Consider the following 12,983-nt stretch of genomic DNA (forward strand, 5'->3'; position numbering starts at 1 on the left):
TGATCTCCCGTCTGTCAGCACTTGTGTAATTTCACGTTTAAATGGCCGCTCCCGCCACCCGACCCAGCCATTTCTTCGGCGACTTGGCGGAGCCCTCCGATCCGGCTTTTCCACTGAGGGCCGATGCTCGAATTAACCTTTTTATCGCCGAAGTCAGCGATAGTGTCTCGTCCACCCGCACTAAGATCAGGGTTGTGCAACGCTGCGAGCGTTGACATCGTCTCCTTGGCTTGCGTTTCCGAAAGCTTTCTTGCTTCACGCGGCCCCATCGTTCTGGATAAGTCCTGGTGAATCCTGTCTCTTAAATTTGTGTATAGATCCCTACGTGCCTTTTTGGCAAACTTGGGGTCACATTTGATGGGGTTGTTAACATTTTCCAGGAACTCTTCAACCGTCAGGCGGTTCAATCCATCCTGTTGCCCTTTCAACTGCCGCTCAAACTCTCCATGCTTCGATGCTGGCAATTTGTCCGCCTTGAAGCACGACACCGTATGCAGCGGCATGCTACCGGGCTTCCCTGGCGACGGCTCCTTGTCCTTGCCCGTCGGCCGCTGCGGGGGTATGGATTGTGATTCAATCACTGCTCCTTTGCGCCGCTCCGGCACCTGCAGATCCGGCCGTTGCTTCAACCCCTCTTCATGCTTGAGCATCCATTGCCCCAGCCTTGCGCCTTTGCGGCTGGCTGCCGTCTCCTGTGCCAGCACCCGGGCATCGCCGCGCCCGCGGGTGAGATACGACACCATTGCCCCCAGCAGCAACACCACCACGTCCACATGGCCCAGGGCGATGTGGTGAGCAGCCCTGGAAACTGCGTGCGGGTCGTCCCTCCCGAACGGGTTCTGGCTTTCGTCCCGCGTGCCCTCCCAGGCAATGCGGATGCCATCGAGGTAGTACTTGCCGGTGCGGGGCAGGCCTTCGATAAAGAATTCGGCAATCGAGGAAAGCCCTAGTACACCCAGTATCCAGCCACTGACCTTGAGCCCGATCATCGCGCCTGTGCCGGCCAGGGGAATGGCCCCGGCCCCCGCGCCAAATACCCCGATGCCGGCGCCAATGGCAGCGCCGCTGAGGGTGCTGCCGACGACGATCATCGCCATCTCTCTCACTGCCTGGAGCAGTTCGTTGAGGATGCTGGCGATTTCCAGCTCGGCAAAGCGCCGACGCAGGATGTTGCTGGCCTGCCATTCGGCCTGGTTGAAGGCTGACTGGACAGCCCTGACCCGACGTAGGTTGAGGGCCAGTGAAGCTGCCGGTTCGTTGAGCTGGGTACGATAATGGGCGTGTCCCTGATAGCCCGTTTCATCGGCAATGCGTGATTCGATCTCGGACCACGAGGGTACGGGGTAACCAAGGTACATGGGTGTCTCCCTGACAGCGTGGGCAGGGGGAAATCCCATCATGGATCGGGTTCGGAAATTGCTGAGTCAGTCGTAGGAAAAAGGCGACTTCGTTTCCGATGTGTGAAAATTGGCGATTGGCAAGGCCGTTAGCGCAGCCTGAGCGAGTACCCCACCCAGGCCACAAAGGTCCATAATCCCCCCTTAATCCGCCCAAGGTGCAATACCCGCCACACCACTCCGGGAGCCTCCACCATGCATGTTCTGCTCTGCGAGGACGACGACCTGATCGCCGCCGGCATCTGTGCCGGCCTCACCGCCCAGGGCCTGACCGTGGACCGGGTGGGCAACGCCAAGGATGCGCGGGCGATGTTGCAGGCCGCGCAGTTCGACGTGATGATCCTCGACCTCGGCCTGCCCGACGAAGACGGCCTCAAGCTGCTGCGCCGCCTGCGTCAGCAGGGCGAGACACTGCCCGTGCTGGTGCTCACTGCCCGCGATGCAGTCACCGACCGCGTCGATGGCCTGCAGGCCGGCGCCGACGACTACCTGCTCAAGCCCTTCGACCTGCGCGAACTGGCCGCACGCCTGCATACCCTGCTGCGGCGGGTGGCCGGGCGGGCGGTGAATGGGATCGAGCACGGCCCGCTGCACTATGACCCGAGCAGTTGCGTGGCCACCCTGGCCGGCCACCCGGTCGACCTGTCCCGCCGTGAGCAGGCGCTGCTTCAGGCCCTGTTGCAGAACCCCGGGCGAGTGCTGTCCAGCGAGCAACTGAAAGACTGCGTGTACGGCTTCAGTGACGAGGTCGAGAGCAATGCCCTGAACGTGCATATCCACCACCTGCGGCGCAAGCTGGGTAACGGCATCGTCGAAACCGTGCGCGGCCTGGGCTACCGGCTGGGCCCGGCGCAGGCGCCGGAAGAGGCAGCATCATGAGCCTGCGGGTACGTCTGAGCCTGATCCTGGGCAGTGCCTTCGTGATCATCTGGGCGCTGGCTGCCGCCTGGATGCTGCGTGACCTGCGCCAGCAGATGATGTTTTCCCTCGACCAGCGCCTGGTGGCGTCGGCACGGATGGTCGCCGGGCTGATCGACCAGCTGCCGCAACCGCTCACCGCCAAGGGCGGCGAGGCGCATTTTTCCGCTGACCAGTTCAGCGTGCCAGACGGCATGGCCTGCCAGGTCAGCTCGCTGCGTGGCGAGATTCTGGCCAGCAACCACAAGCACGATGGCGCCATGGACGACGAGCGCAGTGGTTTCCGTGACCAGACCATCGACGACGCACGCTGGCGCACCTTCACCTACAACCACGGTGATGTACGCATCACCACCGCCGACCGGCACATGGAGCGCGAGGCGCTGAACCAGTCGATTCTGCTGGCGGCGTCGGCCCCGGTGTTGATGGCGCTGCTTGGCAGCCTGGGGTTGCTGTGGATCGGCCTGGGCAAGGGCCTCGAGCCGCTCAACCGCATGCGTGATGCACTGCGCCGACGGCGCGCAGACAGTGTCGAGCCGCTGCAGGTGGCCGGCATGCCCAGCGAGCTGCAGCCGTTGCTGGAAACCCAGAACCAGCTGTTCCTGCGCATTGCCCAGACCATCGAGCGCGAGCGGCGCCTCACCGACGACGCCGCGCATGAATTGCGCAGCCCGCTGACCGCGATCAAGACCCACCTGCAGGTGGCGCGCATGACCGACGGTGCCGTGCGCGAGCAGGCGCTGGAGCATGCCGAGCAGGGCACCGACCGCATGCACCGCACGCTGGAGCAGTTGCTGATGCTGGCGCGGGTGGAAGGCAGCCTGTCGTTCGAGGATGGCGTGCAGTGCAGCGCCGAGCAGGTGGCCCGCCAGGCCGTGCAGGATGCCGGGGGCGGTGACAACCGGCGCATCGTGTTGCGCCTGCCGGAGGAGGCCACGCAGATCTACCTGGGCATGCCCGCACCGCTGGCAGTGGCGGCGCTGCGCAACCTGCTGGACAACGCCCTGCGCCATGGCGGTGATGCGGCGGTGGAGCTGGACGTGCAGATGGCCGACGGGCAGGTGGGTTTCATGGTGCGTGACCATGGGCCGGGGATTGCCGAGGCGGACCTGGAGCACCTGACCGAGCGCTTCTGGCGTAATGGGCAGAGTGGTGGCTGCGGCTTGGGCCTGGCGATTGTGCAGGCGATCGTGCAGCGCTGTGCCGGGCACCTCAGGTTCGACAGCCGTAGCGACGGGTTGCGGGTGCTGTTGCAAGTGCCGGCGCGCCCGGGGCATTGATTTCGACCGCCGCGAAAGGGCCGGTGCAGGTAAAGCAAAATCCGGTAACAACGGCTAAATCCTCCCCGCACTCAAGCGTTTCCCAAGCGATAACCGCTCATTCGCTTGCTTGCGAGGATTCACCCATGTCCACCGCTTCCAGCCTTGCCCAGGTCCCGCCGGCCAGCGCGCCGCAGCCTTTGTACGAGTTCAACGATTCGCCGTTGCTGCAACGCCAGCAGCAGCAGGAGTCCAACGCCCGCAGCTATCCACGACGCATCCCGCTGGCGCTCAAGCGCGCCCGTGGCATCTATGTAGAGGATGTCGAAGGCCGCCAGTTCATCGACTGCCTGGCCGGCGCTGGCACCCTGGCGCTGGGCCACAACCACCCGGTGGTGGTCGAGGCAATCCAGCGGGTACTGGCCGACGAGCTGCCTCTGCATACCCTGGACCTGACCACGCCGGTCAAGGACCGCTTCGTACAGGACTTGTTCGGCATCCTGCCAGAAGCCCTGCGCCGCGAGGCCAAGGTACAGTTCTGCGGCCCGTCCGGCACCGACGCGGTGGAGGCGGCGCTCAAGCTGGTTCGCATCGCCACCGGCCGCAGCACGGTGCTGGCCTTCCACGGCGCCTACCATGGCATGAGCCAGGGCGCCTTGAGCCTGATGGGCAGCCATGGGCCGAAACAGCCGCTGGGGGCCTTGCTTGGCAACGGTGTACAGTTCATGCCGTACCCTTACGATTACCGTTGCCCGTTCGGCCTGGGCGGCGAAGCCGGGGTCAGGGCCAGCCTGCATTACCTGGAAAACCTGCTGCTCGATCCGGAAAGCGGTGTACCGCTACCGGCTGCGGTGATCCTTGAGGTGGTGCAGGGCGAGGGCGGCGTGGTTCCGGCCGCTATCGAATGGCTGAAGGGCGTGCGCCGTATCACCGAGCAGGCTGGCGTGGCGTTGATCGTCGATGAGATCCAGAGCGGCTTTGCCCGTACCGGGCGCATGTTCGCCTTCGAGCACGCCGGCATCGTGCCGGACGTGGTGACCCTGTCCAAGGCCATTGGCGGCAGCCTGCCGCTGGCGGTAGTGGTGTACCGCAAGTGGCTGGACACCTGGAAGCCAGGCGCACATGCCGGCACCTTCCGTGGCAACCAGATGGCCATGGCGGCGGGGTCGGCGGTGATCGATTACCTGGTCGAGCATCGCCTGGCCGACCATGCGGAGGCCATGGGGCTGCGGCTGCGCAAGCATTTGCAGCCGCTACAGAAGGATTATCCGCAACTGGGTGATATTCGCGGGCGTGGGTTGATGCTTGGAGTGGAACTGATCGATCCACAAGCGCCGCGTGACGCCCTGGGTTACCCGACGGCCAATCGTGACCTGGCCGCGAAAGTGCAGCGTGAGTGCCTCAAGCGTGGGTTGATTCTGGAACTGGGTGGGCGCCATGGCGCGGTGATGCGCTTTCTGCCGCCGTTGATCATCAGTGGTGAACAGATCGATGAAGTGGCGCAGCGGTTTGCCGAGGCGTTTATCGCGGCCGTCTGATCGATTGTCGGGGCCGCGCTGCGGCCCTTTCGCCGGCAAGCCAGCTCCCACAGGGACCTCATCAGGGCCGACAGGCGCTGAAAATGTTGTGGCGTGCACCTGTCAGCCCTGAGGCGACCCCTGTGGGAGCTGGCTTGCCGGCGAAAGGCGTGCACAGCGCGCCCGGCGATTTCAAATCAATCGAATGTCCCCCGGCGCGCAGCCCTTGATCAGGCTGCGCAGGCCTTGCTGCAACGCTTGGGTGATGCTGGCGGAGCTGGACATGCGGGGGGCTTTTGCAAGCGGTGTTCTTCAGGAGCGAGCCGCCAGCGGCGCAAATTAACTCCACCCTGGCGGTTACCACCCGCGCCCGGAGTTCACCCAGAAGTTCACCGACAGGGAAGTGGATACCGACTCCACCTGGTGGAACCAGCCCTCAGGCAGGAACAGCAGGTCACCGGCCTGCAGCACCACGCGTAGAAAGGGCACGTCACGCGCTGCCGGGAAGCGCTGGTAATCCGGCGCGTCGGGGTTGAAATCACAGCCGTCGAGGCCGCCTTTGGGGCTGGTCGACCAGGTGCCCAAGGCCGGACGGTGATGTGGCGCGGCGAGGATGAACGACTTCTGCCCCCAGACCTGGGCGAACAGGTTGTCGGCATCGTCGCGGTGCAGGGGTGTGAGGGTGCCCTTGGGGCCGATCCAGATGCGCGGCGCGATGAATTTGTCGCGGCTGAAGTACTGCGGGTGACGGATCAGCGTCAACAGCTTCTCTGGCACGATGTTGTTGCCCATGTAGGCAGGGGTTTCACCCGGTTTGGCCGGGGTGTCCAGCGACGCGATGAAGTCGGCCATGGAGGTGGAGCGGAAGTCGCGGTCGGTGGAGAAGGTTTTCTTCACGTAATCGCCGTGCCGGGTGATGCCCTGCAATTCGGCGAAGTGCTCCAGCGAGGCTTGCCGACCCATGGTGAACAGCGGCCAGTCCTGCAGCGCATCGCAGATGACTACTGGTTTGCCGTGCTCCAGGTGCTCGCGCTGGAAGCGCGCCAGGGGCATGTCGGTGTAGGCGATGCGTGCCACCTCGCGCTGCAGCGGTTGCGCGGCCGACACCCGTTCGCTCAGGCGCGCCGGTGTCGGGTAACGCTGGTTCATCGATGCCTTGGCAGTTGGCGTGCCGCGACGGGCGTTGCTGATAATCTGCGGCAGCAAAGTGGCCAGGCCCATGTTGCCGGTGATCTTCAGCCGGGCGCTGGCGAACAGTTCCTCGACGTTGGCCGTGCCGCCCATGATGCCGAGGAAGTCGCGCTCGGCCACTTCGATGGTGACATCCGGAGCGCTGTGCCGGCCGGCACCGGTGCGGCTGCTGTCGCGCACCTCCGACCAGAAGGCCCGGTCGTCGCCGAAGACGAACTGGAAAACGCCTTCGATGCCGACGGCATGGGCGTTGGCGAACAGTTTGCTGAGGATGCTCTGAAGGTCCACGGTAAGCCTCTGGCGGTCTTTCGTTGTGCAGGAATAACGAGTACCTGCACCAGCGATTTAGGCGTGTGGTGGGTAATTTTTCAGGCTGCTGCTACGTCCCGTAGGAATGTTCGCGTCACATTCTTCACCCAAGGAACCCACATGGCATTGCATCCTGATCTGGCGGCATTTCTGGAACTGGTCGAATTTGGCCGGCTGACGGGCAGGAGCCTGCCCATGCATGCGATGGACGTTGCCCAGGCCCGGGCCGAGTTCGCCGGCAGCTCGCAGGTACTCGACCCGAGCCCGCCCGGCAATCTCACGGTCAGCGAACTGCAGCTCACCGCCCGCGACGGGGCCAGCCTGGCAGCGCGTCTGTATCGCCAGGGCGATGGCGGGGATGCCTTGCAACCGGTGATCTTCTACCTGCATGGCGGTGGCTATGTGGTTGGCAGCCTCGACTCGCATGACTCGGTGTGCCGCCGTCTGGCGGCGCTTGGCGAGTTTGCGGTGCTGGCGCCGGACTATCGGCTGGCGCCTGAGCAGCAGTTCCCGGTGGCCCTGCACGATGTGCTGGATGTCGCTAACTGGCTGGCCGAACAGGCAACGGCGCTGGGCCTGGACAGCCGCCGGGTGGTGCTGGCAGGGGACAGTGTGGGGGCGAGCCTGGCGGCGGTAATGGCCATTACTGCGGTCGAACAGCCCGAAGCGCTGGCATTCAAACCGCTGGCGCAGTTGCTGTTCTACCCGGTGACCGATATTTCCTGCCAGCGTGATTCTCATCGCGAGCACGCCGAGGGCTACCTGCTGGAGACGCCTACCCTGGAGTGGTTCTACCAGCACTATGCGCCGCTGCCTGCGCAGCGCCTGGACTGGCGGGTGTCGCCGTTGCTGTCGACGCTGCGGACACCCTTGGCGCCAGCGTACCTGTTCGTGGCCGAGTATGACCCGCTGCATGATGAAGGCATTGCGTATCGGGACTGGTTGCTGGCGGGCGGAACGGCGGTGAGCTTTGCCCGGGTGGAGGGGTTGACCCATGACTTCCTGCGCATGTCGGGGATTGTCGGGCAGGTGGAGGGGCTTTATCGGGATGTTGGGGAGTGGTTGAAGGTGGTCGACGGTCAGTCATGACTTTCCAGCTTCCAGCTTCCAGCTTCCAGCTTGCAGCTTGCAGATATGTGCCGGTTTTGATGCAGCGAACAGTCCATTTGCGATGGCGACGCTTACTCACCTTTTCGCCCTTACGGCGAGTCACTTTTTTTCTTGGAAAAAAGTAACCAAAAACCGCTCGCTCCCATCATCCGGCCCCTACGCTGCGCTTCGGGGTCCCCTCACTCCGGCCTTGCTCCCGGGAGGACCGCGCTGCAGGCCCCATCCTGGGGCCCAGCGCTTGACGGGCATCCATGCCCGTCACCTCCCTCCGCAAGGCCTGCGTTCGGCCTCCTGAAGTCGCGAAGATCAAGATCAAGATCAAGATCAAGATCTACAGCAACAGCAACAGCAACAGCAACAGCAACAGCAACAGCAACAGCAACAGCTCCTGCTCCTGCTTTTGCTTCTAAGCGCGCGATAGTCCAGGCGCCACGGATTGCGACTTCAGGAGGCCGAGCGTAGGGCTTGCGGAGGGAGGTGACGGGCATGGATGCCCGTCAAGCGCTGGGCCCCAGGATGGGGCCTGCAGCGCGGTCCTCCCGGGAGCAAGGCCGGAGTGAGGGGACCCCGAAGCGCAGCGTAGGGGCCGGATGATGGGAGCGGGCGGTTTTGGTTACTTTTGCCAAGACAAAAGTGACCCGCCGTAAGGGCGGAAAGGTGACTTAGCGCCATCCTCGCTAATGAATGTCAACTTGGTGTTGATGCCCATGGCTTGAAGTTTGAAGCTTGAAGCTTGAAGCCGCAACGCGCCCGCCCAGGGCGTCACCCGCGAACACGTCGCGCCAATACATCCACCAACCGCTCGATCTCAGCCTCGGTATTCAGCAGGCCAGGCGCCGTACGCACCACCGGCCCGGCATCCCGCGACACTGCATCCACAACGATGCGCTGGCTGTTGAGGTACTTGGCCACCTCATCGGCATCCTCCCCCTTGACCCGGAAGAAGGTAAAACCCGCCGAATAGCGGGCACTGCGCGGGGTGACCAGTTCGATCCCGGGCAGTGCCTCAAGCCGCTGCCTGAGGGCGTCGTTCAGCCCATGGATACGCGCCTGCACTGCCGCCTTGCCGAGCTGCAGGTGCAAATCGAACGCCTTGCCCAGCGCCCAGCGGTGCTCGAACGCGTGATAACCGCCTGGCGTCATGATCGTGGCGAAATCCTCATTCTCCGAAAACGAGGCAATGGTCGGCGTCAGTAGCTTCATTTCGCTGGAGGCTGCACAGATGATCCCGGTGCCTCGCGGGCCGAACATCCATTTGTGCGTGCCGGCGATGAAGTAATCGCAATTGAAGTCGGCGAAGCGCACGTCTTCAACGCCAAAGCCGTGCACCCCGTCAATCACGTAGATAATCTGGTCCTGTTCGTCACGCTGGCGATTGACCTCGCGCACCAGCTTGCCTATTTCGCCCACTGGCAGCTTCACACCGCTGCCCGAGTGGACCCAGGTCATCCCCAGTACCCTGGTTTTCGGCCCGATGGCAGCCGCAATCGTTGCCAGCACCTGGTCGGTACTGACCTTGGCCGGTTCTTCGAACAAGCGCAACCGGTGCACTGGCGTGCCGTCGCGGGTAGTGCGAAAACCCATGGTATGGCGGGCTGCCGAGTGTTCGTGCACGGTGGTAAGAATTTCCTGCCCTGGAGCAATCTTCAGCCCGCCATAGATCAGCCCGAGGCCTTCGGTGGTGCTGCCGGTCAGGGCGATCTGCCGGGGTGTCACTTCGAGGTAGCGGGCGGCCGACTCGCGCACGGCGGCTTCGTGCTTCCACTCGGACTGGCTGTCCCAGTCGACCATCTGTGCCGGGTGACGGTCGAAGCGGGCACGCAGGGACTCGATGGCTTCGCGTACCGGCCTGGGGTGTGAGGTGATCAGGAAGTTGGCGAAGTGCGCATAGCCCGGGTCCAGCTCGAACAGCTCGCGAAAGCCGGCCCAGTTATCGCCCGTGAGCGGTTTCGCAGGCGCTGCGTGGGCTGCAGGCAGCAATCCGCCCGGGCCGCTCAAGGGCAGGGCGGCAGCCAGCAGGCCAGCCTGCTTGAGAAAGGTGCGGCGATCATTCATGGCTGTGCTCGACGAGTTATGGAGACGAAGTGGCCACAGGCTGCGCGGTGCGCTGTACCTGTTCCCACACCCGCAGGAAATTGCCGCCCCAGAGCTTGGTGATATCCGCCTCCGAGTAGCCGCGGCTGATCAGCTCGGCGGTGACATTGCGTGCTTCGCTGGCGTCATGCCAGCCGTCGATGCCGCCGCCTTCGTTGAAGTCCGAACTCAGGCCGACATGGTCGATACCCACCTTGCGCACCGTGTAGTCGATGGCGTCGCCAAAGTCCTTGAGGGTGGCTGGCGGCTCTTCGTCGAGAATGCCGTACAGCTCGTTGGCATACTGGCCCACCTTCGGCTCGGGCCAGCCGGCAATCACCGGATCGCCGGGCATCAGTGCGTAGTTGAGGTTGGCCAGCGGTGGCAGGGCGTAGCGGGCACGCAGCGCGTTGAGCTTGTCCTGGGTGTTGCTGCTCAGGGGCTTGAGGTAGGTGGAGAAGGCCACCAGCTGGACCACGCCGCCACTGTCCTTGATCAGCTGCAGCTCCTTGTCGGAGAGGTTGCGGTCGATGTCGACCATCGCCCGCGGCGCCGAGTGCGAAGCCACCACCGGTGCGCGGCTGAGGGCGACCACCTGGACCAGCGCCTTGCTCGACATCTGCGACACATCGATGATCACGCCCAGGTCGTTCAGCCGCTGTACGGCACGCTTGCCGACCGGCGAAAGGCCGTCCAGTGCATCGGCAGTATCATTGAAGAACGGCAGCGGGCGCGAAGAGTCGGCCCAGCTGTTGTTGCCCACGTAGCTGAAGCCGAACATGCGCACGCCGCGCGCGGCCCAGCGGTCGAGTTGATCGATGTCATCGCCCAGCGCGTAGGCGTTGAGCATGCTGAGGAACACCGCGAACTTGCCTTCGCCGTGCAGGCGCCGCATGTCTTGCGGTGTGTAGGCGATGCCGACCTGCTGCGGGAAGTCGCGGACCATGGCGCTGATGGCGTTGAAGCGCACTTCCTGGGTATGCCGGGCAGCCTCGACGAAGCCCGGGGTAGGGCGGTGCGGGCCGCCGCTGCCGGTCCAGGACTCGGGCCAGGCGAAGATGGTCAGGGCCGCGCCCGACAAGCGCCCGCGCGCAGCCTTGGCCAGGTCGAAGCGGCCATCGCCGTCCTTGTCGGCTTCGCTGCCTTCGGTGCCGAAGGCCAGCGGCAGGGTGATATGGCTATCGAACGAGATGATGCGTTGCTGCAGGTCGTTGGCCTGGCGGGTCACCTCGCGCGAGTAGCCAGCGGGTGTGGCGAAGTAGTGCCAGGCGGCGAACCCGGCCCCTGCGGCAACTGCCGCGGCCAGGCTGATAAACAGGGCTTTCTTCCAGCGTGGAGTCGTCATCTTGGTCTCAGTAGGTTCACCGTCGAGGGATGGGCACAGAGGCCGCCGCTACCTGGAGGGAACGAGCCCGCAGCCGGGAAATTTAGCCAGTGACAGGGGCGCTGCGCCGTTAAATTTCGTCGCCCGCGCAACGTTCTAGCCTTGGACGGGCCGTGCTCCATGGCCGCAATGAATGCACAGGTATGCAATGACGATTTCCCGACGCGGTTTCATCGCCGGTGTGGCATTGACGGGTGTGGTGGTGCCCGGTGCGCTGGGTGCACTGTATGTGCAACGCCAGCGGGCCGCCGAGGAGTTCCCGGAAACCCCTGGCGAGGCCGTCGTCGAGCTGGCCGATACCGGGCTGCAGCAGCTGGGCGACACCTTGCGCGGCATCTGGCGCTGGACCATGCAGGGCAAGGACGCAGGCCTGCATGGCTTGCCCATGGGCGAACTGGAACTGTTCCTCGACGTGGCCGCCAGCGGCCGCGCCCTGCGCGGCTACCTGGATACCCCCGAACGCTTGCGCGGCGATGCGCAGCCGCGTTACCGGGTGGTCGGCGACTTGCTGGCAGACACCCCAGGCCGCTTGCGCTGGCGCCTGTTCGAAACCGGTCAGGCGCAGGCCCGCTATGAATGCCATATTGTGCTCGATCAGGTCTGGGGGCGTTTCGGCAACGCCGGCCCGGCAAGCCTCAACGGGCGCATCGCATGCATGGACCGCGCACTGTCGTTGCCCGTGCAGGACAACCGTTTCCTGGCCGTGAAGCGCACCTTCCCCGAGGCGCGCGAGCGTACCCCGCTCAACCCGGTACTGCTGGCCCGGCTGATCGCCCCGGAGCATCGCCTGTTCCACCAGCTGTGGCATTCGTCGCGGGACAAATGGCACAAGCTGGACAAGGACAAGCAGGGCGCGCTGCGCGGCCTGGGCTGGCAGCCAGGGCCACGAGACCACGAGCGTGACGCACGTGGCCGGCACAAAGACCGCAACGGCTCGGGCGAGGACTTTTTCTTCATGCACCGGCACATGCTCGGCAGCGCCCGAGCCTTGCAAGACTTGCCCTCATGGACGCGTTTTCCGCTGCCGCAACCCGAGCTCGAGCGTGACCGCGCAGGCTTTGCCCGCTACTTCGACAACCATGACGGCACTGCCTTGCCGCCGACCTGGCTGGCCAGCGGTGACGGGGAATACACCCAGTGGGTGCGCGACATCAAGACCCCGGACACCTTCCACGGCAACTTCCAGGTCTGGGAGTCGCGCTACACCGACCCGGACTACCTCAGCACCCTGACCCTGGGCCAGTTCGGCTCGGAGGTGGAGCTGGGCCTGCACGACTGGCTGCACATGCGCTGGGCCTCGGTGCCGCGTGACCCCTCCAACGGCATGCCGGTGCCGACGGCACGCACGCCGGATGACTTTGCCGAGCGCTGGTTCGCGGCGGAAAACGACTTTCTTGGCGACCCGTTTTCATCCCATGTAAACCCGGTGTTCTGGCATTTTCACGGCTGGATAGACGACCGCATCGAGGACTGGTTCCGTGCCCATGAACGGCTTCACCCCGGTGAGGTGCGGCGCCTTGAGGTCAACGGCGTGCCCTGGTTTGCGCCGGGGCGCTGGGTGGAAGTGGCGGACCCGTGGCTGGGGCCGGATACCCACGGGTGTTCGACGGTGCCAGGGCTGCGGCCGGGGCGCAGCGTGGAGATGGACCCGGAGACCATGAAGTTGGCATTGCGCATCATCTACAGCGATGAAGGCCTGTTCGACAAGCTGCGGCCCAGGGTGCCGCAGCGGCCGTGGTATGCGCGCAATCTGAAGGTTCGAGCTTAGCTGCGGGCTGTTTTGGGGCTATCGCTGCCGTACCTGTGGGGAATTCCATGGTATGTG

The 12,983-nt window shown here is 64.5% G+C and carries 10 protein-coding genes; 6 read left to right on the forward strand and 4 right to left on the reverse strand.

What is annotated here, in order from left to right; translation table 11 throughout:
* Nucleotides 1-14 precede the first annotated feature (14 nt).
* The gene (locus AC5O5R_RS08260; protein WP_172232892.1) at nt 15-1,358 is read right to left on the reverse strand and encodes a DUF6861 domain-containing protein; all 1,344 of its coding nucleotides are present in this window, start codon (nt 1,356-1,358) and stop codon (nt 15-17) included.
* Between the two features lie 234 nt (nt 1,359-1,592).
* Between AC5O5R_RS08260 and AC5O5R_RS08265 the strand changes: the two genes are divergently transcribed.
* The 3 genes from AC5O5R_RS08265 to AC5O5R_RS08275 all read left to right on the forward strand — a co-directional run bounded on the left by AC5O5R_RS08265 (nt 1,593) and on the right by AC5O5R_RS08275 (nt 5,112).
* A complete protein-coding gene (locus AC5O5R_RS08265; RefSeq protein WP_172287027.1) occupies nt 1,593-2,276 on the forward strand; it encodes a response regulator in 684 nt (227 codons plus the stop codon).
* Nucleotides 2,273-3,595: an ATP-binding protein gene (locus AC5O5R_RS08270; RefSeq protein ID WP_172230523.1), complete on the forward strand. Its 1,323-nt coding sequence runs from the start codon at nt 2,273-2,275 to the stop codon at nt 3,593-3,595. Before AC5O5R_RS08265 ends, AC5O5R_RS08270 begins: the two co-directional genes overlap by 4 nt.
* A gap of 125 nt (nt 3,596-3,720) precedes the next feature.
* Nucleotides 3,721-5,112 carry an aspartate aminotransferase family protein gene (locus tag AC5O5R_RS08275; RefSeq protein WP_172230526.1) on the forward strand — a complete coding sequence of 464 codons (1,392 nt, stop codon included), beginning with the start codon at nt 3,721-3,723 and terminating at the stop codon, nt 5,110-5,112.
* Between the two features lie 336 nt (nt 5,113-5,448).
* On the opposite strand, the gene AC5O5R_RS08280 is transcribed toward AC5O5R_RS08275, so the two are convergent.
* Nucleotides 5,449-6,570, reverse strand: coding sequence for a cupin-like domain-containing protein (locus AC5O5R_RS08280; RefSeq protein WP_172230529.1), 1,122 nt, complete (start codon nt 6,568-6,570; stop codon nt 5,449-5,451).
* Nucleotides 6,571-6,711: 141 nt separating this feature from the next.
* Between AC5O5R_RS08280 and AC5O5R_RS08285 the strand changes: the two genes are divergently transcribed.
* Together AC5O5R_RS08285 and AC5O5R_RS08290 are read left to right on the forward strand one after the other, a co-directional pair.
* The gene (locus tag AC5O5R_RS08285; protein ID WP_172230532.1) at nt 6,712-7,680 is read left to right on the forward strand and encodes an alpha/beta hydrolase; all 969 of its coding nucleotides are present in this window, start codon (nt 6,712-6,714) and stop codon (nt 7,678-7,680) included.
* Between the two features lie 272 nt (nt 7,681-7,952).
* On the forward strand, nt 7,953-8,111 hold the full coding sequence (locus tag AC5O5R_RS08290; RefSeq protein ID WP_494515167.1) for a hypothetical protein: 159 nt from the start codon (nt 7,953-7,955) through the stop codon (nt 8,109-8,111).
* Between the two features lie 352 nt (nt 8,112-8,463).
* Here the strand turns inward: AC5O5R_RS08290 and pvdN are convergent, their stop codons facing one another.
* A complete protein-coding gene (pvdN, locus tag AC5O5R_RS08295; RefSeq protein ID WP_172226179.1) occupies nt 8,464-9,756 on the reverse strand; it encodes a pyoverdine-tailoring periplasmic protein PvdN in 1,293 nt (430 codons plus the stop codon).
* Nucleotides 9,757-9,772: 16 nt separating this feature from the next.
* Nucleotides 9,773-11,119: a dipeptidase gene (locus AC5O5R_RS08300; RefSeq protein WP_172226176.1), complete on the reverse strand. Its 1,347-nt coding sequence runs from the start codon at nt 11,117-11,119 to the stop codon at nt 9,773-9,775.
* Between the two features lie 187 nt (nt 11,120-11,306).
* Between AC5O5R_RS08300 and pvdP the strand changes: the two genes are divergently transcribed.
* Nucleotides 11,307-12,926, forward strand: coding sequence for a pyoverdine maturation tyrosinase PvdP (pvdP, locus tag AC5O5R_RS08305; protein ID WP_172226173.1), 1,620 nt, complete (start codon nt 11,307-11,309; stop codon nt 12,924-12,926).
* The last annotated feature ends 57 nt before the right edge of the window (nt 12,927-12,983 follow it).

The sequence above is a fragment of the Pseudomonas sp. 8_5_2 genome, assembly GCF_059295255.1.

What these genes read in the sequence shown, in the direction of transcription:
- AC5O5R_RS08260 (WP_172232892.1), bottom strand. Translation starts at nt 1,358, where the DNA reads ATGTACCTTGGTTACCCCGTACCCTCGTGGTCCGAGATCGAATCACGC.
- AC5O5R_RS08265 (WP_172287027.1), top strand. Translation starts at nt 1,593, where the DNA reads ATGCATGTTCTGCTCTGCGAGGACGACGACCTGATCGCCGCCGGCATC.
- AC5O5R_RS08270 (WP_172230523.1), top strand. Translation starts at nt 2,273, where the DNA reads ATGAGCCTGCGGGTACGTCTGAGCCTGATCCTGGGCAGTGCCTTCGTG.
- AC5O5R_RS08275 (WP_172230526.1), top strand. Translation starts at nt 3,721, where the DNA reads ATGTCCACCGCTTCCAGCCTTGCCCAGGTCCCGCCGGCCAGCGCGCCG.
- AC5O5R_RS08285 (WP_172230532.1), top strand. Translation starts at nt 6,712, where the DNA reads ATGGCATTGCATCCTGATCTGGCGGCATTTCTGGAACTGGTCGAATTT.
- AC5O5R_RS08290 (WP_494515167.1), top strand. Translation starts at nt 7,953, where the DNA reads ATGCCCGTCACCTCCCTCCGCAAGGCCTGCGTTCGGCCTCCTGAAGTC.
- pvdN (WP_172226179.1), bottom strand. Translation starts at nt 9,756, where the DNA reads ATGAATGATCGCCGCACCTTTCTCAAGCAGGCTGGCCTGCTGGCTGCC.
- AC5O5R_RS08300 (WP_172226176.1), bottom strand. Translation starts at nt 11,119, where the DNA reads ATGACGACTCCACGCTGGAAGAAAGCCCTGTTTATCAGCCTGGCCGCG.
- pvdP (WP_172226173.1), top strand. Translation starts at nt 11,307, where the DNA reads ATGACGATTTCCCGACGCGGTTTCATCGCCGGTGTGGCATTGACGGGT.